The sequence below is a fragment of the uncultured Ruminococcus sp. genome, from assembly GCA_902785355.1.
Classification (GTDB): domain Bacteria; phylum Bacillota; class Clostridia; order Oscillospirales; family Acutalibacteraceae; genus Ruminococcoides.
Genome location: CACZYF010000008.1, coordinates 1 through 22,030 on the forward strand (window position 1 = coordinate 1; position 22,030 = coordinate 22,030).

Annotated in this window: 18 protein-coding genes, 2 tRNA genes and 1 other annotated feature; of the genes, 19 read left to right on the top strand and 1 reads right to left on the bottom strand. The window is 52.4% G+C overall.

What is annotated here, in order from left to right; translation table 11 throughout:
• Positions 1-248: 248 nt before the first annotated feature.
• The 3 genes from R2I50_RS02630 (at position 249) to recG (ending at position 5,412) form a co-directional block, all read left to right on the top strand.
• Positions 249-1,022: a TIGR00282 family metallophosphoesterase gene (locus R2I50_RS02630; RefSeq protein ID WP_316607550.1), complete on the top strand. Its 774-nt coding sequence runs from the start codon at positions 249-251 to the stop codon at positions 1,020-1,022.
• 104 nt (positions 1,023-1,126) lie between these two features.
• Positions 1,127-2,809, top strand: a complete 1,683-nt coding sequence (locus R2I50_RS02635; protein ID WP_316607551.1) for a DAK2 domain-containing protein — start codon at positions 1,127-1,129, stop codon at positions 2,807-2,809.
• A gap of 533 nt (positions 2,810-3,342) precedes the next feature.
• Positions 3,343-5,412 carry an ATP-dependent DNA helicase RecG gene (recG, locus tag R2I50_RS02640; protein ID WP_316607552.1) on the top strand — a complete coding sequence of 690 codons (2,070 nt, stop codon included), beginning with the start codon at positions 3,343-3,345 and terminating at the stop codon, positions 5,410-5,412.
• Positions 5,413-5,640: 228 nt separating this feature from the next.
• Here the strand turns inward: recG and R2I50_RS02645 are convergent, their stop codons facing one another.
• On the bottom strand, positions 5,641-6,291 hold the full coding sequence (locus tag R2I50_RS02645) for a metallophosphoesterase (protein ID WP_316607553.1): 651 nt from the start codon (positions 6,289-6,291) through the stop codon (positions 5,641-5,643).
• Positions 6,292-6,482: 191 nt separating this feature from the next.
• On the opposite strand from R2I50_RS02645, the gene R2I50_RS02650 reads away from it, so the two are divergent.
• From R2I50_RS02650 to R2I50_RS02725, 16 genes are all read left to right on the top strand, one after another.
• Positions 6,483-7,808 carry a hypothetical protein gene (locus R2I50_RS02650; protein WP_316607554.1) on the top strand — a complete coding sequence of 442 codons (1,326 nt, stop codon included), beginning with the start codon at positions 6,483-6,485 and terminating at the stop codon, positions 7,806-7,808.
• A 4-nt stretch (positions 7,809-7,812) separates the two neighbouring features.
• The gene (locus tag R2I50_RS02655) at positions 7,813-9,132 is read left to right on the top strand and encodes a serine hydrolase (RefSeq protein WP_316607555.1); all 1,320 of its coding nucleotides are present in this window, start codon (positions 7,813-7,815) and stop codon (positions 9,130-9,132) included.
• Between the two features lie 192 nt (positions 9,133-9,324).
• Positions 9,325-10,446 (top strand): hypothetical protein, encoded by a 1,122-nt coding sequence (locus R2I50_RS02660; RefSeq protein WP_316607556.1) that lies wholly within the window; start codon positions 9,325-9,327, stop codon positions 10,444-10,446.
• Positions 10,447-10,488: 42 nt separating this feature from the next.
• Positions 10,489-11,892 (top strand): leucine-rich repeat protein, encoded by a 1,404-nt coding sequence (locus R2I50_RS02665; RefSeq protein WP_316607557.1) that lies wholly within the window; start codon positions 10,489-10,491, stop codon positions 11,890-11,892.
• A gap of 66 nt (positions 11,893-11,958) precedes the next feature.
• Positions 11,959-12,209: a binding site (T-box leader), on the top strand.
• Between the two features lie 118 nt (positions 12,210-12,327).
• Positions 12,328-14,271, top strand: coding sequence for a threonine--tRNA ligase (gene thrS / locus R2I50_RS02670; RefSeq protein ID WP_316607558.1), 1,944 nt, complete (start codon positions 12,328-12,330; stop codon positions 14,269-14,271).
• A gap of 109 nt (positions 14,272-14,380) precedes the next feature.
• Positions 14,381-15,178, top strand: coding sequence for a M15 family metallopeptidase (locus R2I50_RS02675; protein WP_316607559.1), 798 nt, complete (start codon positions 14,381-14,383; stop codon positions 15,176-15,178).
• A gap of 111 nt (positions 15,179-15,289) precedes the next feature.
• Positions 15,290-15,493 (top strand): 50S ribosomal protein L31, encoded by a 204-nt coding sequence (gene rpmE, locus R2I50_RS02680; protein WP_316607560.1) that lies wholly within the window; start codon positions 15,290-15,292, stop codon positions 15,491-15,493.
• Between the two features lie 111 nt (positions 15,494-15,604).
• Positions 15,605-16,228, top strand: coding sequence for a YigZ family protein (locus tag R2I50_RS02685; protein WP_316607561.1), 624 nt, complete (start codon positions 15,605-15,607; stop codon positions 16,226-16,228).
• Between the two features lie 105 nt (positions 16,229-16,333).
• Positions 16,334-18,103, top strand: a complete 1,770-nt coding sequence (gene dnaG, locus R2I50_RS02690; RefSeq protein WP_316607563.1) for a DNA primase — start codon at positions 16,334-16,336, stop codon at positions 18,101-18,103.
• 35 nt (positions 18,104-18,138) lie between these two features.
• Entirely contained in the window at positions 18,139-19,248 is a 1,110-nt protein-coding gene (gene rpoD, locus R2I50_RS02695) for an RNA polymerase sigma factor RpoD (RefSeq protein WP_316607565.1), read from the top strand.
• A complete protein-coding gene (locus tag R2I50_RS02700) occupies positions 19,248-19,625 on the top strand; it encodes a metallopeptidase family protein (RefSeq protein WP_316607566.1) in 378 nt (125 codons plus the stop codon). Before rpoD ends, R2I50_RS02700 begins: the two co-directional genes overlap by 1 nt.
• A gap of 195 nt (positions 19,626-19,820) precedes the next feature.
• Complete coding sequence (locus tag R2I50_RS02705) at positions 19,821-20,114, top strand: YerC/YecD family TrpR-related protein (protein WP_316607567.1); 294 nt, start codon at positions 19,821-19,823, stop codon at positions 20,112-20,114.
• Complete coding sequence (locus R2I50_RS02710) at positions 20,114-20,872, top strand: class I SAM-dependent methyltransferase (protein WP_316607568.1); 759 nt, start codon at positions 20,114-20,116, stop codon at positions 20,870-20,872. The genes R2I50_RS02705 and R2I50_RS02710 overlap by 1 nt, the downstream gene beginning before the upstream one ends.
• Positions 20,873-20,893: 21 nt before the next feature.
• Positions 20,894-21,772, top strand: a complete 879-nt coding sequence (hslO, locus tag R2I50_RS02715; RefSeq protein WP_316607569.1) for an Hsp33 family molecular chaperone HslO — start codon at positions 20,894-20,896, stop codon at positions 21,770-21,772.
• A gap of 80 nt (positions 21,773-21,852) precedes the next feature.
• Positions 21,853-21,928 (top strand) — tRNA-Val (locus R2I50_RS02720).
• Between the two features lie 5 nt (positions 21,929-21,933).
• Positions 21,934-22,010, top strand: a tRNA-Asp gene (locus R2I50_RS02725).
• Positions 22,011-22,030 lie beyond the last annotated feature (20 nt).

Here is a 22,030-nt window from a genome sequence, read left to right on the forward strand (position 1 = left end):
CCCCTTGTCCTTCGGACATTCCCCCAACGGGGGCACCCCCGCCCTACAATATAACCATACGCCTACAAACAGCCGACGTGTGATCGTGCCGTAGGGGCGCACCTGCTAACAGCTTTATTCTTTGAGCTTTGAACTTTAAGCTTTAAGCTTTGAGCTTTTTGATTTCGTGCAAAGCTGATGGACTTGTCTTGCCAATTTCTTTCTTTTGTGCTATACTGATCCTATCTTGAGTATAGAAAGATGATATTATGAGAATTATGTGTATCGGCGACGTGGTCGGCTCTGCCGGCTGCGCCTTTCTGCGCGGGCAGCTTCCCGCTTTCAAGCGGCAGCAGCAGGTCGATCTGGTGATCTGCAACGGTGAGAATGCCGCTGACGGCAACGGCATTACGCCCAAATCCGCAGACCATATCTTCACCTCGGGCGCTGATGTGATCACCCTGGGCAACCACAGCTTTCGCCGCAGGGAGGTCTATCCTTACCTTGATGAGACCCCGAACATCATCCGCCCGTATAACTACCCCTCGTCCCTGACGCCGGGCAAGGGCGTCTGTACCATTGACATGGGCTTTACCACCGTAGCGGTCGTCAATCTCATGGGTCAGCAGTTTATGGACGCGAATATGGATAATCCTTTTCAGGCAATCGACAGGATACTGAAGGAGCTTGACGCGAAGATCGTCATTGTCGATTTTCATGCAGAGGCGACCTCCGAGAAGCGTGCCATGGGACTGTATCTCGACGGCAGGGTCAGCGCGGTCTTCGGCACGCATACCCATGTCCTGACCGCTGACGCCGAGGTGCTGCAGGGCGGTACGGGTTATATTACCGACGTCGGGATGACCGGCGTGATCGACAGCTGTCTCGGCGTAAAGAAGGATATCATCATCCGCCGCTTCCAAACGATGCTGCCCGAGCGCTTTGATTACGCCGACGGCGCATGTAAGCTTGACTGCGTGATCTTTGATATCGATCGTAAAACAGGCAGGTGTACAGGCGCTCAGTCATTTGAACTAAGATAATTTACAAAAATAGGGTCTTTTTTGTATAGATAGCGCTTGCTAATTTTGGCGATTTAGTGTATAATAATACAAGTTTGTAACTAAATAGTAAGGATGTGTTTACGTTGATTAACGGTGAAACCCTGAAACTGGCGATCATTTCCGGCGCCAATAATATTTCTTCCATCAAGGCTCGTATTAACGACCTTAACATTTTCCCGGTTCCCGACGGCGATACCGGTACAAACATGTCGATGACCATCGTTGCCGCTGCCGACGCCCTCAAGGATGCCGAGGCAGGTACGGTAGCCGATGTTTCTCGTATGACCGCTTCCGCGATGCTTCGCGGCGCTCGCGGTAACTCCGGCGTTATCACCTCTCTGCTGTTCCGCGGAATCTCCAAGGGCCTCGAGGGAAAGACCGAGGCTGACGGCGCCGATCTGATCCACGCGCTGGGTCTGGGCGTTGAGGCGGCTTATAACGCTGTCACCAAGCCCACCGAGGGTACCATCCTCACCGTAGCCCGTATGGGTTATGAGGCAGGTCTTGAGGCGCTCATGACCGAGGAGGATCCTGCGGCTCTGTGGGAGATCGTATGTGACGCGGCTCTCGACGCGCTGGAGCAGACTCCCGAGATGCTCCCCGTACTAAAGAAGGCGGGCGTTGTAGACGCAGGCGGCAAGGGTATCCTGACCATCTTCGAGGGTATGCTCTCCGTTATTCGTGACGGCGTTGTCGTCGAGTATGACGAGACCGCTTCCGAAAGCGTCGGTGACGATACCTCCGATGATTTCTTCCGTTCCGCCGCTGCTGAGTTTGACGATGTGATCAACTTTACCTACTGCACCGAGTTCATCGTCGGCAGAGATCCCGAGATCAAAGAGGATCCCAATGATCTGAGACTGTTCCTTGAGACCATCGGCGACTGTGTCGTTACCGTCGCTGACGATGAGATCATCAAGGTTCATGTACATACCGAGAACCCCGGCGAAGCGCTCCAGAAGGGCTTGACCTACGGTCAGCTCCTCACCGTCAAGGTCGAGAACATGAAGGAGCAGCATAAGAAGGCGAAAGAGGACAACGATAAGGCGAAGGCTGAGAAGGAGAAGGCGGAGAAGGCTGAGCCCGTTATCGCCGAGCCGACCGAGGAATACGGCTTTGTCGCTGTTGCGGCGGGTGAGGGTCTGTCGAACCTCTTCAACGAGCTGGGCTGCCTGAATGTCGTATCCGGCGGTCAGAGCATGAACCCCTCCACCGAGGATATCCTCGCGGCGGTTCTCGCGACTCCCGCGAAGAAGGTTTTCGTTCTTCCGAACAACAAGAATATCATCATGGCTTCCGAGCAGGCTAAGGCGCTGGCTGAGGACAGAGAGGTCGTTATCGTTCCGACCCGTACCATCCCGCAGGGTCTCTCCGCAATGCTGGTATTCGATCCCGACAGTGATACCGAGACGAATGTCGAGAACATGATGCAGGCGGCGAAGCACGTCGCGACCGGTCAGATCACCTTCGCGGCTCGTGATTCCGAATTTGGCGCGAGAAGGATCAGAGAAGGCGAGATCATCGGTCTGGATAACGGTAAGCTGACCGTTACCTCCTCCACGCCGAATAAGGCGCTCTATAAGCTCGCGAAGTCTATGATAACCAAGGATATGAGCTTTGTGACCCTGATCTCCGGCGAGGACGTTTCCGATGAGGACGCTGCCGCCGCTGTCGAGATGCTCGAGAGCAAGTTCGCCGATCAGGTCGATATCACCTACATCAAGGGTGATCAGCCCATCTACTACTACATTTTCAGCGTAGAATAATCCTACTTCTGTTAACAGAATCGACTGAGGATTGAATCATAAACTCAATAATGGATAGAATAAAGGCTGTTCCTTCGGGAACAGCCTTTTGTGTTAGTTGTAATTGTAGTTGAGGAAAGCATATATCGTCGGAACAGCTGCATGAAAATATTTTTTGTCAAATATTGTGGATAATATTGTATCACAGTGAAAGCTGATATACAACTTTCAAAACAAGCAAAACAAGCAAAACAAGCAAAACAAGCAAAACAAGCTAAGACAAAGACAATGACAAAGACAAAGACTAAGACAAAGACAATGACAATGACTAAGAATAAGATAAATAGAAAAAGGCGGCAAGCCGCCTCGGGCAAGCCCGACTCTCTCTTTCTTTTTTGGATTATTTTAAATTGCAATTGACATATATGTTCGAATCGTGTACAATGAAAGTAGATGATCGATTGCGGTGAAGCGTACGGAATCGTTTCCGTACAGATTGCCGTTGTCGTGCTGTTTCAGCGGAAGAATACCGCAGAAAGCAGTACAGCGCTGTTGTGTATGTTCACGAAAGGAGGGCGGCCATGTCCCTGTATGAAATACCGATCACACATCTCAGCGGCATAGGGGAGAAGAAAGCCGCTCTCTTCAAAAAGCTCGGCGTCAATACTGTCGGCGATATGATCGAGTATTATCCCCGCGCTTATGATAACTGGTCGGATACCACGCCGATCGGTGAGCTTGTCGGCGGTCAGACCGCTGTTATCCGCGCAAAGGTCGCGACGCCCGTCAACAACATCCGTATCTCGGGCGGCAGGATGATGGCGAAGCTCAGCGTGTGTGATGACTCCGGCTATCTGAGCCTCGTATTCTTTAACAACAAATACATTTCGTCCATGCTCCGTTACGGTGAGGAATACCTCTTTATGGGCAAGGTCGCAGAAGATAAATTCGGCTTGCAGATGACCTCTCCCGAATTTTCCTCTGCCGCGACCTCGGACGCCGTGACCCCTGTCTACAACCTTACGGCGGGTCTCAGCAACCGCGTGATGATCAAGGCGGCGAAGGAAGCGCTCGGTATGCTCCCCGAGGTCATCCGCGACCCGCTGCCTTATGATATCTTACGGCACTACGACCTTTGCACGCTGTCTTATGCCTTGCAAAATATTCATTTTCCGTCCGATCTTGACGCGATGGAGCGGGCGAGGAGGCGGCTCGTATTTGAAGAGCTTCTGGTGTTGAATCTAGGCATGCGCTTGATGAAGCGTCAGAGCAAGGAGCATACCGCTGTCCGTATGACGACGGATTATACCGCCGAGTTTATCGATAAACTGCCGTTCACGCTGACCGGCGCCCAGCAGCGCGCGATCGCAGACTGCGTGTCCGATATGCGCGACAAGCCCTCGCCGATGAATCGGCTGATCCAGGGCGACGTCGGCTCGGGCAAGACCGCGGTATGCGCCGCTTTGTGCTATCATACGGTTCGCAACGGCTATCAGGCGGCGTTCATGGCGCCGACGGATATTCTCGCGCGTCAGCATTACGAGACCTTTACAAAGATGTTTGCGGGTACCGATATCCGTTTGGAGCTCTTGACCGGTTCGATGACGGCTGCTGAGAAGCGGAAGACCCGCGCGCGTATCGAGAGCGGCGAGAGCGATATCGTGATCGGTACGCACGCGCTGTTGTCCGAAAGCACGGTGTTCAGCGCTCTCGGCTGTGCGATCACCGATGAACAGCATCGCTTCGGCGTTGCGCAGCGCGCCCGACTCGCCTCCAAGGGCGAGCATCCGCATGTACTGGTACTGTCCGCGACGCCCATCCCGCGCACCCTCGGACTGATCATCTACGGCGATCTGGATATCACGATCATCGACGAGCTCCCGCCCGGACGGAGCGAGGTGCAGACCTACTTCATCGGTACGGATAAGCGCGACCGAGCGCTCGGTTTTATCAAAAAACAGGTCGACGAGGGTCGTCAGGCGTACATCGTCTGTCCGCTGGTCGAAGAGGGCGAGGGAGAGACCCCGCTCGAAAACGCCAACGATTATGCCGCCGAGCTGATGTTGGGTGTGTTCCGCGATTACCCCGTCGGTATCCTGCACGGCAAGATGAAGCCGAAGGAAAAGGACGCCGTGATGGCGCAGTTCGCGAATAACGAGATCAGTATATTGGTCGCGACGACGGTCGTGGAGGTCGGCGTAGACGTGAAGAACGCCACCGTCATGATGATCGAGAACGCCGAACGGTTCGGACTCTCGACCCTTCACCAGCTGCGCGGACGCGTCGGCAGGGGAGAGTATCAGAGCTACTGCATCCTGATCTCCGACAACCGCGGCGAGAATACCGAACAGCGCTTAGGTACGATGTGCCGCACCAATAACGGCTTCGAGATCGCCGATATGGACTTGAAGCTCCGTGGCCCCGGCGACTTCTTCGGCAACCGTCAGCACGGCTTGCCGGAGCTTTCGATCGCCGACTTCTCCGATACGGAGACGCTCGCCCAGAGCCAGGAGGCGGCGGAGAAGCTGCTCGCGATCTCACCCGACCTGAGCCATGACGGTATGCGCGCCCTCCGCGCCAAAATCCGACGCCTGTTCAAGGAAACCGAGAATACGATGAACTGAAACGGAGAACGGAGAACAGAGAACGGAGAACGGTGTTGGGAAAGCCTGACGGCTTTTGGATTGGTATAACAACTTCTATATTAAAACGTCTGTGACTCTATGTAGGGTCGCAGACGTTGTTTCTTTATCAAAGTATTATCAATCAGGTGCGGACAGCGTCCGCCCTTCACCGTTCACCATTCACCCTTCACCATTCACCATTCACCGTTCTCTGTTCTCCGTTTTTCACTATCTTATCCCGTACACATCCTCAAATACACAGATCAGGTTTTCGCTGATCGCGCGATCCTGGTGCAGACTGCCGAAGAACCATTTGCCGCAGCGCGTATTATGCAGAACGGTATCGAGGAAGATGTTCAGGTCGTTGATCGCGGCGCGGCGGTCGATCAGCTTCTTGACCGAGGCGGGCGCTTCGTGAGTGATGATGATATCCACCTCGCGGTGATGCGCCTGCAGGTTCTCTACAGTTTGATTCAACTCATCATCGGTAGGCATAGAGGGCGGATTCTCCTCGTCCTGATCCTCAAAGGGAGGTAACCCGCCGCCCAGAGCAAGGATCCTGCGGCCTTCGATGGTATAAATATCCCCGCGCTTCAGACAATAGATATTGTCGGTGATCCGATACGCTTTTCCTCCGCAGAAATCGACCTCCTCATGCTGCTTGATAAGCTCCAGATTCTCGCGAGCGCCCTCGACGAAAAGGATGTTATATTTCTTTTTACCGAGCTTCTTCAGATTTTTTTGTTCCTCCTTCGAGCCGTTCCAGATAAAGCCGAAGTCGCCCGTGACGATCAGGGTGTCGTTCTTCTTGATCTGTCCGAGCTTTCGTTCCGAAAAAACCTCAAGCTCTCCGTGCATATCTCCCGTGACGTATATCAAAGCGAACCTCCTAAACGTTCAGCGAAAAAAGTTTGTAAATTTAACAATTTGTGCATTGATATGTACTGAATAATAGTGTACAATATAAGGTGAATCAGTCGATTTTCGCGGTTTTTTACCGCTTTTTGTTTCCAATAAGAAATTATAACAGATAACCTATAGGAGAATCAAGCCCTATTATGAAGGAATTTATGAAGAAATACAGAATGAAAAGAATCCTGAGCCTGTTGATGGTACTGACGCTGGCTTTCGGTGTGATGTGCGTTCCCGTTTCATCCTATACCAACGACGTCCGCACCTCCACCAACGATATGATTCTCGTCAATGTTGACACCAACACGGTCGTATTCTCGCAAAAGCCCGATAACAAGTGGTTCAGCGGTTATCTTGTCGCGCTTACAACGTATCTGGTAGCGTGTGATTCCATCGCTTCACCCGAGAAAACGAGCTTTACGGTGACTCGGGAATTTATCGATCAGATTCCTTATTCAGACGGCTGTCTGAACGCTTATATCGGCAAGAAGATTACCTGCAAGGATCTGATGGCTATCGCGCTGCTTACCACCGGCAGCGACGCTTCTATAGCGCTTGCCGACCTCTCCGGTATGGCATTGGATGAATTTGTCACAGCGATGAACGAAAAGGTCAAGAGCCTCGGCTGTACCGGCACGCATTTTGTTTCGCCCGGCTACAGCAGCGACCGTACGCAGAATACTACCTGCCGCGACCTGTACCGTATCTATATGGCAGTACGCGATACAAAGCTTTTTTCTGAACTGACAAAGGATAAAAGATATGTTCCCGACGGTCTTGATCCCGAGAAGTACACGGTTGAATCCAACGCCTCGATTCTAAATTCCAACAGCCCTTATTATTTCCGCTATACGAACGACGCGAAGTTTTCCTATACCGATGAAACCTATCAGAATATCGCTCTGACCACTACTTATAAAGGAAAGACGTATTTCTTCGCGGGATTGCTCGGATACAACAGAAGCGAAGAGAACGTCTATGCCGACGCTCGAAAGCTGACAACGTGGGCTTATCTCAACCTGAGCGACCGAAAAGTCATTGACTCCGAGAGCGAGATTTCTCCCGTCAAGATCGTATCCTCATGGGGTGAATATGAGATGAAGCTGTTTCCCTTCAACTCCTCGTACAAGACGCTGCCCAATGATTTTGACGAGAGCCTGCTGTCCTATTCGATTAATATGAAGACGAAATATAACTGGCCTCTCTTTAAGGGGCAAAAGATAGGCGACGCCAAGATCACCTATGATAAAGAGCAGATAGAGGACGTGAATCTGGTACTGGAATCAAGCGAAGGCGTTGATATGCTTTCGGATTCTGCGCGATTCGGAAAATATGTATTTGACCGGTTGCTTTCTGATAATCCCTTGATCGTCAGTTCAAAGCATTTATCGGAGAAAGAGGAACCGTCAAAAGCAACGACCGAGCCGTCTGTCAGCGGTACTGCCGCCTCTCAGACTGCCGCCTCAGAAGCCGCACAGGAGTGATAGGATGAAGACGCTGAAAAGAATCTTATCGGTGCTGACGGCAGGGATCCTTGCGCTGTGCTGCGTCGTTCCCGCCTCGGCGCTGACCTTTGACTGCGATGTACAGCAGTATTCCGATACGATATTGATGGTCAACATGGATACGGGAATGGAGGTTTTTGCGAAAGAAGCCGACACTCGTCGTTATCCGGCCGCCCTGACCAAGATCATGACCTATATCATCGCTGCCGAGCATTTTGAGGATCTCGGTACAATGATCCCCGTCAAGGAGAGCTGTATCAAGACCGTGTACGATCTGGGGATGAATTGCTCCGGCGTGGATAACTACGTCGGTAAGAGTCTGTCCGTGACCGATCTGCTGTACGCGATGATGCTGCCCGAGGGTCAGGACGCAACCATGGTGTTGTGCGACGCGATCGGCGAGGGCGACTACCGCAAGGTCGTCCCTATGATGAACGACAAGGCACAGGAGCTGGGATGTACCGATACTCATTTTGCCAACCCCTTCGGTAATCATGCCGAGGATCATTATACTACCGCCCGCGATCTGTACAAGATCACAAAGTACGCTATGGGTCTGCCGCTTTTCTCCAAGATATGCGGTACCTCGACCTATTACGTAAACGAGGATGACGAGCCGTTTATCACCACGAACTGGTTGGTTGACAGCGCTCGCGGCGGCGAGTATAACTATGTCTACGCTACCGGCGTGAAAAACGCAACCTCTAAAGAGGCAGGCCGCTGTCTGGTTGCGACCGCCGTATGCGACGGCTACTCATATATGTGCATTTGTCTGCATGCTCCCTATAATGAGAACGGCGAGGAAAACGAGCAGTACTGCATGATCGAAGCGGCGAATATGTTCCGCTGGGCGTTTCTGGGGCTTGCGTTTCAAACTCCCGTGACAAAGGATACGCCGATCTGTGAACAGAAGGTCGATCATGCGTGGGATACCAAGAGTGTGCTCCTGACGCCCGAATCCGATCTCAACGTCATTTTACCGTACGATTATACCGACGGCGATGTGAAGATCGTACCCGATCACACCGATTCGGTCAGCGCTCCGATCAAGAAGGGCGACGTCGTGACTACCGCTAAGGTGTTGTACAGGGGAGAGGAGTTCACCTCGATCAATCTGGTTTCCGATTCCGACGTCAGCGTCAGCCCGATCCTGTTTTTTACAGATACAATCGGCGGTATTCTGCGTTCACCGTGGTTTTTGATCGCAGTGGGACTGGTCGTTGTTCTGTTCATCGTCTATGTCTCGGTGTCGTCGTCATACGCAAAGAAGCGCCGCAAGCGCTCTAAGAAAGATCGCTCATAAGCTTAACGGGTTCCGGTAGGAGCCCGTTTATTAGTTTACAAAACCTTAACTTGACATCAACAACAGCTCACTATACAATATATAGTAGGATTATTATGTAATACTGTTTTCTGATAAAACAGCTTATACTAATCCGTTTTATTAGAAACTAGTATGAAAGAATGTCTTTTACAAGTGTAAGGAGTTAGTAATATGAAATCCAAGCTTTCATGGATACCCTTTATCATCCTCTTGCCTGTCGCGGCTTTTTTCAGGTTCGCGCCGAGCTTCTTTGCGGAAGGAAGCGTCCTCGGTAAAGGAAGTATTGTTCCTGACTATCTGTTTTTGGCGGCAATCGTATTGATCTTTCTGTTTTCCGTGATCTTTTGTGCTCTCGACAGTCGTATTTCGCCTTATTATCTCAGACGTCGTAATATCGCGTCGGGTATCGTCGGCGTGCTTCTGGCGGTATGTTTTGCTGCGGAGGGCACTTATAAACTGTTCACCTCCTTCGGAAGCGGTAAGGCACAGCCTCTCCCGGTTGCCGAAGGCATACTGGCAGTGCTCTCGGCTGTCGTAATGATCACGATGAGCTTGACGGTGATGTTCCGGGGCAGAGAGAATAAGCCCGCTTCCTTACTGTGTATATTCCCGGCGGTATTGTTCGCGGTACGCATGGTTTCCTGTTTTGTATCGTTCACGACGATCTCGCTGCGCTTTGCCGATGTTACCGCTCTGTGCTGTTATATTTTTGCGACGCTGTTCTTCTATCATTATGCGGTAACGCTGTCGGTGATCGAGTCAAAAACCGGCGTCAAGAATTGCTTTGTATTCGGTCTTCCGGCTGCTGCCTCAATGTTCGCTTGCGGCGTTTTTAAGCTTGTTTTCAGCTTTGACACAAGTAATGTTTTGTCCAATCTGATTCCGCTTGAGATGGTGCTCGTTGCGCTGTTTATCGTGCTCTTCCTGATCGAGGTAAGCCGACACGCGGTTGAACGTGAGAAAACGACCGTCATCGGTATAGACGATGAGGAGCCCGAGGAGAAGCCCGTTTCGGAAGAAAAGGCAGACGGATTTCTGGTGAGTGTTTCCGATGAGAACGAAACCGAAAACGAGGAAACGTTAGAATACCTGAATACAGCGGACACCTCCGGTTATCTGTATCAAGAGGTCAAGCGTGATGAACCCGAAGATGAAAATATTTTGCGCGACGTCGACGATTATTTGACCTCTTATTCCGATTTGACTGAGAACGACGATCGTCCCAAGGATTATGCCTCCCGCTTGGATGAGATCGACAAGCTGATTCTGGAGATCGCCGAAAAATCCGATTGATTAAGGATTAGTATAAATACAGTTACGGGAAGGAGTGAGAGAATGAAAAGATTGCTTTGTATGCTGCTCAGCGTAGCTGCGCTGATTACACTGACCGTTTTGCCCGCGCAGGCGGCGGGTGATTTTATCGTCGAGGACGGCGTGCTGCTCCGCTATGCGGGCACGGCGAAGAACGTCAGTATCCCCGACGGTGTAACGGTTATCGGAGAGAGCGCCTTTGAAGGCAGCGATATTCGCAGTGTGACCCTTCCCGCGTCCGTATATATCATTGAGGACAGAGCCTTCTGTGACTGTTCCGCTCTCACTTCTGTGCTTGACGGCGATAACGTCAGCCGAATCGGCGCGTTTGCCTTTCGCGGTACTCCCTATCTTATTTCTTCTACAGAAAAATATTTAACGCTTGGTAAGGTACTGGTATGGTATAACGGCACCTCCTCAAGCGCAGTGATCCCGCCCTCGTGTGAAGCTGTCGCGCCCTATGCTTTTATGCGTTCGGCTGAATTGACCTCCGTTCGCAGCGACGGTAATCTGATCGAGATCGGTACAGGCGCCTTTTACGGCTGTTCTAAGCTCAGTGATGTTTCTCTGCCTGCGTCTGTCAGTGAGGTCGGCGCATATGCTTTTGAGGGTACGCCGTATCTTACGTCTCTCGGCACATTTGCCGCGGTGGGGGATGGCGTGCTTGTCAAGTACCAGGGGTATGACACAAAGGTCACGATCCCTGACAATATACGCAGAATCGCGTCGGCGTCATTCATGACGCGTTCTAAGATCACCTCCGTCACCATACCGCGCAGCGTTTATTCGATCGATCCGTATGCTTTTGCCGATTGTGTAGGCCTTCGGGAGATCAAGCTTGCCGAGGGTCTGGTCAATATCGGCGACGGCGCCTTCCGCGGGTGTAAATCGCTGGGTGAATTGCTCACTCCGACTACGCTGAGATATATCGGGCAGCATGCCTTTGACGGCGATGAAGCGCTTGAGGGCGCTCATATCTGCGGAAAAGGGTTGACTGTTGGTTATCACGCTTTCAGCTCGAGCGGCCTTCGCTACGTTCTGCTGAACAGGGGCGTATCCGTACTGCGCGACGGCGCCTTTAACGGCTGTACGCAGCTGCGCGGCGTCTCGATTTCGTCCGATACCTCTTTGATCGACAGCCAAGCGCTTGTCGACTGTAAGAATGCGGCGGTAGCCTGTTCCGATAACTCTGCGGCGGCTTCCGTACTGTCCGCGAACCGTAACGGCGCCGTGAAGGGCGATGTAGACAGCGACGGCTATATGTCCGTAATGGATGTGACCCTGATCCAGCGCTATCTTGCTCTGATGATCCCGTTCAACGGCTTGCAGATGTCCTGTGCCGATATTGATTACGACGCGGATATCGCCGTGACCGACGCGACGATGGCGCAGATGGTGCTCGTAGAAGTGCTTCCGATGCCTGAATAAAATTTGTCAAAGATTTGACAAAATCCCATTGACAACCGTTTGTTTTGGTGCTATATTTAATTTTAATAATGATCGTGGATGGAGACAATGTCCGCCGCTTGAAGCTTCAGAGAGCCGTTGGTTGGTGAAAAACGGTGCAGAGAGCCGCGGGATACCACTCCGGAGATCGCTTAGGAAATGGAGCGACGTTCGCCGCGTTAAGGCGTAATGAGGGTACTGTCATTTGAGTGAGAAGCCGAATCCTGTGTTTGTTACTCTGTGATTTCAGCCGATAACAGTACCGAACTCAGGTGGAACCGCGTAGATACGCCCTGATGGTCTTTGACTGTCGGGGCTTTTATATTTGTCTCCCTTTCCCGGGGAGGCGGCGTTCAGCTGCGGAGGGTTGAATCTTCTGTCGGCATGCAGCGTCATATTTGAAAAGGAGAAGATATTATGATCAATGTAGAATTAAAGGGCGGCGTAGTGCAGCAGTTTGAAGAGAACATCACGCCCGCCGAGATCGCCAAGTCCATTTCGATGGGCTTGTATCGCAACGTTTGTGCCGCGCTGGTGGACGGCAAGGTCTGCGACCTGCGTACCGAGCTTTCTTCCGACTGCAAGGTCGAGCTGTTGACCTTTGACGATGAAGAGGGCAAGCAGGCTTTCTGGCACACCACCTCTCATATCATGGCTCAGGCGGTCAAGCGCCTGTTCCCCGAGGCGAAGCTCGCGATCGGTCCCTCCATCAACGAGGGCTTCTACTATGATTTTGATGTTGAAAAGCCCTTTGATAACGACGATATCGCGAAGATCGAGGCGGAGATGAAGAAGATCGTCAAGTCCGGCATTGAGATCTCCCGCTTTGAGAAAGCGCCCGAGGACGCGCTCGCGTATCTCGAGGAGCTCGGCGAGCCTTATAAGGTGGAGCTTGCTCAGGAGCACGCCGGTAAGGGCGAGCCCATCAGCTTCTACAAGCAGGCGGAGTTTGTCGACCTGTGCGCCGGTCCTCACCTGATGTCCGTCGCTCCCGTCAAGGCGTTCAAGCTCACCAACTGCACCGGCGCATACTGGCGCGGTGACTCCAATAAACAGCAGCTGTGCCGTGTTTACGGTATCTCTTTCCCGAAGGCGGCGATGCTCGAGGAGTACATCACCCGTCGCGAAGAAGCCTTGAAGCGCGACCATAACAAGCTCGGCAGAGAATTAGAGCTCTTTACCACCGTTGATTACATCGGTCAGGGTCTGCCGATCATGCTGCCTAAGGGCGCCCGTATTATCCAGCTCTTACAGCGCTGGGTTGAGGATCTTGAACAGAAGAACGGCTGGCAGCTGACCAAGACCCCCTTTATGGCGAAGTCCGATCTGTATAAGATCAGCGGTCACTGGGATCATTACCGTGACGGTATGTTTGTCTTTGGCGATCCCGACAGCGACGAGGACGTCTACGCCCTGCGCCCGATGACCTGTCCGTTCCAGTATCAGGTATTCCTTAACCGCGGCAGAAGCTACCGCGACCTGCCGATGCGCCTTAACGAGACCTCGACCCTGTTCCGTAACGAGGCGTCGGGCGAGATGCACGGTCTCATTCGCGTCCGTCAGTTCACGATCTCCGAGGGCCACCTGATGTGTACGCCCGAACAGCTCGAGGGCGAATTCCAGCACTGCCTGAACCTCGCGATCTACTGCTTAAAGACCTTAGGCTTGTATGAGGATGTAAGCTACCGCTTCTCTCAGTGGGATCCCAACGACCGCGAGAAATATATCGGCACAGAGGAAGAGTGGAACGAAGTACAGGGCATGATGGGCAAGATCCTCGACGATCTCGGCATCAACTACAAGATCGGTATCGGTGAAGCCGCGTTCTACGGCCCGAAGCTCGATATCCAGATCAAGAACGTATTCGGTAAGGAAGATACCCTTATCACCATCCAGATCGACCCCATGATCGCCGAGAAGTTCGGCATGGAGTATGTCGACCGCGACGGCGTGAAGAAGCATCCGTTCATCATCCACCGTACCTCTATCGGATGCTATGAGCGTACCTTGGCGCTTCTGATCGAGAAGTACGCCGGCGCGTTCCCGCTGTGGCTCGCTCCCGTACAGGTCAAGCTGCTGCCCATCGCCGACCGTCACCTCGACCGTCTGTATGAGATCAAGAAGGCGCTGGATGACATGGGTATGCGTACCGAGGTCGATGACCGCTCCGAGAAGATCGGCTACAAGATCCGTGAGGCGCAGGTACAGAAGATCCCGTACATGGTCATCATCGGCGACAAGGACATCGAGAACAACACCGTATCCATCCGTCACCGTAAGGACGGCGATCTCGGCTCAATGAGCCTCGAGGACTTCATGACGATGATGAAGGAAGAGATTGACACGAAGGCGATCAAGTAATTGTTTTGAAAAGGTGATCTCGGTCACCGGAGTATATCAACGGTTGGGGCGGGTGATTGTGCCCGCCCCTTCATTCAAGAAAGACATTAACGGCAGGTAGGAAAGAAGATTGAGCAGAAAGCTACGTAATATCAAACCCCGAAAAGTGAATCGCGGCGCGTTTGAGGAGCGCACCCTGCGGGAGGAGAGTCATCTTGAGACCCAGCGGGCGCTGTTGGTCATTCTGCCGATTCTGATGCTTGCCGTACTGGCGGTAGGCGTGTTCTTCGGTTACAAGTATTACCTGACCACGATCGGTAACCGAAGCGCGTCGGCTCCCTCGGAGCCGGTCAACACCGACGAGCTGCTTGAGAACCCGATGTTTCTGCGAGCTGTCAACTCGGCTTCACCGCTTTCCGAGAACGATGTGCCGGAGCTTGTTGAGTCCTGCGGGATCATGGTCAGTCCCGAGGTCGCTCCCGCGCTGGAGCGCTTGGTCTCGGACGGTCGGCGCGAGGGCTTTGAATTCCTCGTTCAACAGGGTTATATTTCTTATGAAGAACAAAGCGAGCGCTATGACAAGGCTGTAAAGGATTATCGTAAGAAGAATTCCTCCAGTCTCGTGATGGCGGAGGCTCACGTTAAGCGCGAGATCCCCAGAGCGGGGGAGAGCGAACAGCAGACGGGTTTGGTGGTACATCTGACCGTCCGTACCGACGGTAAGTTCGTCGATACGGCCGCTTACGCGTGGCTTCTGCGCAACTGTGTCGATTACGGCTTCGTCTTACGTTATCCCGATAACGAGAACACCGGCGGCATGGCGTTCAACTCACATCTGTTCCGCTATGTTGGCACCGAATATGCCCGCAATATGCGTGAACTGGACATGAGTTTCGATGCGTTTATCCATTATTTAGCCGCTCAGTAAGCGGATTTTGCCTGATTGCGCGAAAAAATTAAAAAAAGTGCTTGCATTTTGCAAGTTTATCGTGTATAATTACTTTGTTATTTATGGCTACATGTGAAAGAGGTGAATGAAATGCAGGAAAAGATCCATCCTAATTATGGCCAGACCACCATTACCTGCGCTTGCGGTAATGTGATTGAGACCGGTTCCACTAAGAAGGATATCCGTGTTGAAATTTGCTCCAAGTGCCATCCGTTCTTCACCGGTAAACAGAAGCTTGTTGATACAGGCGGCCGTGTTGACCGTTTCAAGAAGCGCTTCGGTATGGACAAATAATCAGACAGAGCTTAAGGCGGTACATCAGTACCGCCTTACTTAGTTCATCGACCTTTTATTGTCATTAAACTTTACAATTCAGGTTGAAAACCTCAATATTTAATAGTTGATATGAATACATACAAGACTGTTCGGCAGTTCGCCTCTGATGAATTGGTGGAGAAGCGCTCGCGCTTCATCGGCTACTGCAAGCCTGTTTCCACACAGGACGAGGCGATCGCCTTTATCAATGAAATCAAATCGAAGCACTGGGACGCGCGGCATAATGTCTATGCTTATGTCATTCGTTCTGAGGGTGTTTCGCGTTACAGCGACGACGGTGAGCCCCAGGGTACGGCGGGAATCCCCGTACTGGATGTGATCCGCAAGCGCGGTGTCACCGACTGCGTGATCGTCGTTACCCGCTACTTCGGCGGTGTACTGCTGGGCGCGGGCGGCTTGGTGCGCGCTTATTCCGCCGCGGCAAAGCTCGCTGTTGACGCCTCGGGTGAACGCGAGATGATCGTCTGCTCGGTATGCAGCCTGAGCTGCTCCTATACGATGTACGGCAAGCTTCCCTCGATGATCGCTTCCTTCGGCGGCAATATCGACGATTCGAGCTTTACCGACGATGTTCACCTCGTTTTTCATCTTCCCGAGGATAATCTCGCCGCCTTCAACAAGGCGCTGAGCGAGGAATCTTCGGGTAAATTACAGGCGACCGAGGAAGAAAAACAATTTTTTGAAAAAAATTGAGCAAAATAAAGGGTAATTCCCTCTTTTTGCGTAAATAATATGTGCGACTGTCTTTTTGACAGTAATAACAGAGTGAATAAAGCTTTTGACAGAAAGAGAGTAAGTATGGCAAGATTATCGGATGAATTTATCAGTGAGATCAAATATCGCAACGATCTCGGAGAGCTGGCGTCCTCCTATATGCAGCTCAAGCGCCGCGGACGCAACCTGGTCGGTCTGTGTCCCTTTCACGGTGAGAAAACGCCCTCGTTCAACATCTACACGGAGACCGGCTCGTTCTACTGCTTCGGCTGCGGCAAGGGCGGCGATATCATCACCTTTGTGATGAATATTGAGAACCTCGACTATATGGAGGCGGTGAAGTTCCTCGCGGAACGCGCCGGAATGTCGCTTCCGGAGGATGATTACGACGACTCCATGAGTAGGATGCGTACCCGGATTTATGAAGCGAACCGCGAGGCGGCGCGCTTCTTTTACAGCAAGCTGATCTCCAAGGAAGGCGCCGAGGGGCTCGCGTATCTCAGGGGAAGAGGGCTTGCCGACAGCACGATCCGCCATTTCGGCTTGGGCTTCGCCCCCGACGAGCGTTTCGCTCTGGGAGATCACCTGCGCGGCAGGGGCTTCTCCGAAGCCGAGATGATCGCCGCGAATCTGGTCTTTAAGACCAAGTCGGGCAAGGGAGTGGTCGACCGCTTCTATAACCGCGTGATGTTCCCGATCATCGACGTGCGCGGCAACGTCATCGCCTTCGGCGGCCGAATCATGAGCGACGGGAAGCCGAAGTACCTCAACACCTCCGATACCCTCGTTTTCAACAAGAGTCTGAACCTGTTCTCACTCAATAACGCGAAGAACAGCAAGTCGGACGAGCTGATATTGTGCGAGGGCTATATGGACGTCATCGCGCTGAATCAGGCGGGCTTTACCAACGCTGTCGCGACCCTCGGTACGGCGCTCACGCCCGATCAGGCGTCGCTGATGAAGCGCTACTGTAAGGAAGTCGTTATCTGTTATGACGCGGACGAAGCGGGACAGAAGGCAACCGCACGCGCCATTGATATCCTTCGACGGGCAGGATTGACCGTCAAGGTCATCTCGATCCCCGACGGCAAAGACCCCGATGAATTTATCCGCCGTCACGGCGATAAGGGTCATGCCGCTTTCCAAAACCTGTTGGATCGCAGCGGCAATGATATGGATTACCGGTTGAGGAAGCTGAGATCGCAGTATGATATGAGCAACGCGCAGGGTAAGCTCGATTACCTCAACGAGGGCGTTAAGCTGCTGTGCGAGCTGAATAACCCGATGGAGCGCGATATCTACGCCTCCCGACTCTCCGACGAGACGGATGTTTCCAAGCCGATGATCACGGAGCAGATCGCGCGGCAGCTCAAGCGCAAGGAGCGCGGCAGAAATAAGGAAGAATACGCGCGTCTGCGTAAGCAGATCTCCGCGCGTGATGACAAGATCAATCCGCAGCATGCGTCTAATTTGCGCGCGGCGACCGCCGAGGAGAATCTGATCGCTTTTCTGGTGCATAATCCGGACAAGCTGACCTATATCCACGAGCGGCTTCCCGCCGAGGATTTCGCGACGGATTTCAACCGCAGGCTGTATGAATATTTTTCAGGGAAGATCCTGAATAACCTTAATCCGATGAACTCGATCGCGGCGGATTTTACCGCTGACGAACAGAGTCAGGTCGTGCGTATCGTGAACAGCTATCAGGACATGACCCGCACCACACAGGCGCTCGACGAATACATCGCAATTATCAAGGATGAAGCCTCCCGACCCTCCGAGGAGGATATACGCGGCTTTTCCAACGATGATTTGACTTCATACCTAAAAAGCATGAAGGATAAGAAGCAATAACCGCTGAATGCTGAATATAGAAAGGATGATGCCACATGGCAGCAACAACCGATAAGAAGAACCTTTTGAAAGAACTGACCGATCTCGCAAAGGCGAAGGGTAATATCACCAACCAGGATATCCTTGACGCCATCGGTGAGATGGATATCGACCCCGAACAGCTCGAAAAGCTGTATGACGCGCTCGAACAGGCGGGTATCGAGATTGTTGAGACCGATCTGGAGGACGATCTGAACCTTGATAACCTCAATCTTGACGAGACGATCAAGTCGGAGGACGGCTCCGAGCCTGCTCCCGTTGAGAACAGCGACAACATCTCGATCGACGACCCCGTTAAGGTCTATCTGAAGGAGATCGGCCGCGTTCCGCTGCTTTCTCCCGAGGAGGAGGTCGAGCTCGCTATTCGTATCGGCGAAGGCGACGTCAACGCGAAGAAGCGCCTGTCCGAAGCGAATCTTCGACTGGTCGTCAGTATCGCGAAGCGTTATCTCGGCAGAGGCATGCACTTCCTCGATCTGATCCAGGAGGGCAACCTCGGCTTGATCAAGGCGGTCGAGAAGTTCGACTATACCAAGGGCTTCAAGTTCTCGACCTACGCGACATGGTGGATCCGCCAGGCGATCACCCGTGCCATCGCCGATCAGGCGCGTACCATCCGTATCCCCGTACATATGGTGGAGACGATCAATAAGGTCAAGAAGGTTTCTTCTCAGCTGCTGCATCAGAACGGCAGAGAGCCCTCCGCGGACGAGATCGCAGAGGAGCTGAACATGCCTGTCGACAAGGTGCGTGAGATCATGCGCGTTGCGCAGGAGCCCGTTTCCCTCGAGACCCCGATCGGTGAGGAGGAGGACAGCCATCTGGGCGACTTCATCCCCGATGACGACGCTCCCGCTCCCGCTGACGCCGCGTCTCATACCATGCTGCGCGAACAGCTCATGGAGGTGCTCGATACCCTGACGCCCCGTGAGGAAAAGGTTCTCCGTCTGCGCTTCGGTCTTGAGGACGGCAGAAGCCGTACTCTCGAGGAGGTCGGCAAGGAGTTCAACGTCACCCGTGAGCGTATCCGTCAGATCGAGGCGAAGGCGCTGCGTAAGCTCCGCCATCCGTCGCGCTCCAAGAAGCTCAAGGACTTCTTAGACTGATGACGTACGAAGAATGCGGCGCGATCCTTGACGAGATCGCCGATTCGCTGCCGGTCGAGCTGTATCGCGAGCTAAACGGCGGTATCGTCCTTGAGGACGGTGTGCGCTACCATTGGTACGCGCAGAATAACGACCTGTATATCCTCGGCGTATATGTGCGCGATAACCTCGGCAAGTCGATCAAGATCTATTACGGCAGCATTATCCGCGCTTATCGCAATAAAACGCTGGACGAGTACCGCGAGATCCTGCGCAGGATATTGGTACATGAGATCAGACATCATAACGAATACCTTGCCGGCGCCGATGATCTGGAATACTACGACGACGAGCAGATCAGCAAATACCTCGCTTCCAAAGGCTATACCATCAAATGATCCGAACGCTCCTGTTTGCGCAGGGGCGTTTTATACACATCAATGCATTTCATAGTTTCCGATTGATTGCCGTGATTATATCACGCTTTAAAACGCAAATAAATATTTGCGCAAAAAATAATTATTTCTATTTACATTTTGGTTTTCGTGTGTTAAAATTGTAAATCAGTAAAACGTATCGAAGAGGAGTCTGTTATGTCTACGAAACCGAATACCGAGTTTACAAAGGATTTATACAAAGCGATATTGACCTTACAGACCGAAGAGGAGTGCGAAGCGTTCTTTAAGGATCTTTGCACTATTCCCGAGCTCAAGGCGCTGTCTCAGCGTTTTGCGGTCGCCGTCATGCTTGATAAAAATATGGTTTACAACAAGATCGTCGAGGCGACCGGAGCCTCTACCGCGACCATCAGCCGCGTGAAGCGCTCGCTGGACTATGAGAACGCCGGCGGCTACAGCCTTGTCTTTGAACGTATGAAGGACGAATAATGAGCGGTTATCACAGCTTTTCACAGTTTTACGACAACCTTACCTTTAATGTGGATTATAAAAAACGCGCTGATTATATTCAGAGCGTTTTATCTTTATACGGTCATCCGTGGGGCTTGACGCTCGATCTTGCCTGCGGTACCGGCACGCTCACGCTGGAGCTGAAAACCAGGGGAGTGGATATCTTCGGGATCGACGGCTCCTATGATATGCTCTCGATCGCCATGGAGAAAGCGGCTGAGCAGGGGCTCGACGTTCTTTTTCTCTGTCAGGAGATGGAACGGCTCGACTTGTACGGTACGATCGACACCTGTATCTGTACGCTCGACAGCCTTAATCACATCACCGATCAGAAGAAGCTGCAGAGAGCCTTTGACCGCGTGGCGCTGTTCATGAACAGCGGCGGATATTTCGTATTTGACATGAATACCGTCTACAAGCACCGCGAGATCCTCGGTAACAATACCTTCGTCTACGATACCGATCAGGTATTTTGTGTCTGGCAAAATTCTCTGAAAGAAAATAATATCGTCAATATCGAGCTTGATCTCTTTGAGCGGGAGGATGGCGTGTATTACCGTCAGAGCGAGCATTTCAAGGAGCGTGCATATGAAACAGACGAGGTGAAACGGATGCTGGCGCAGGCAGGGTTCACCGTTCGTGCGGTATATGCCGATATGACGACCGAACCGTTGAAAGATACCTCCGACCGCGCGGTATTCGTCGCGGAAATGGTCGAGTCAAAAAACGCAGAATAATCATTCCGAAAGGATAAGCTTATGGATAAAATCATCAGATGTATTACCTCCGACGGAGCCGTGATGGTCTCCGCAATCGATTCTACCGATATCGCTTACAAGGCGAGCGTTATTCATCATACGAGCCCCGTAGCGAGCGCCGCCTTGGGCAGACTGCTGTCCGCCGCTTCGATGATGGGCGCACAGTTCAAGTCGTCGAAGGCTTCTATCAATATCCGCTTCGAGGGCGACGGAGGTCTGGGCGCGTTCATGGCGGTCGCCGATTCCGCAGGCAACGTCAAGGGCTTCGTGACCCATCCCGACTGTCCCACGACACATTATGAAAACGGCAAGCTGAATGTCGCCGAGGCTGTCGGCTCAGGTATCGTGAGCGTGATGAAGGACTTCGGCGAGGGGGAGCCGTACATCGGCAAGATCCCGATCGTCTCGGGTGAGATCGCTGAGGATATCACTAACTACTACGCGACGAGCGAGCAGATACCGACCGTTTGCGCGCTGGGCGTTCTGATCGATAAGGAGAGCTCTCAGGTGCTTTTATCCGGCGGGCTGCTGTTACAGCTATTACCGGGTGCGGATGACAGCACCATAGATAGGGTAGAGGCAAATGTCAGTAAGCTCGAATCCGTCACTACCATGCTCGCCAAGGGTATGACCGCGCTCGATATGTGTAAGGCTGCTTTAGAGGGCTTTGAGGTAGAGGTGCTTGATGAGTTCGAGGTCAAGTATGTATGCGGCTGCTCAAAGGAGAAGATCAGAAATCTGATCGCCGCGATGCCGAAGGAAGAGATAAAAGAGATGATCGAACAGAATCACGGCGCCGAGGCGGATTGTCGCTTCTGCAACAAGCACTACTCATTCAGCGAGTATGAGCTTGTTGAATTGCTGAAAGAAAAAAAGTAAAAAAAGTTTGGAAAACCCCTTGACTTTTAAGTCCGAATGTAGTATTATAAACGAGTCGCAAAGAGAGAGGCGAACGGTTAGGGAGCATAGCTCAGCTGGGAGAGCACCTGCCTTACAAGCAGGGGGTCACAGGTTCGAGCCCTGTTGTTCCCACCAAACACGGCCCGGTAGTTCAGTTGGTTAGAACGCTAGCCTGTCACGCTAGAGGTCGACGGTTCGAGCCCGTTCCGGGTCGCCACTTTTGCCTCTGTAGCTCAG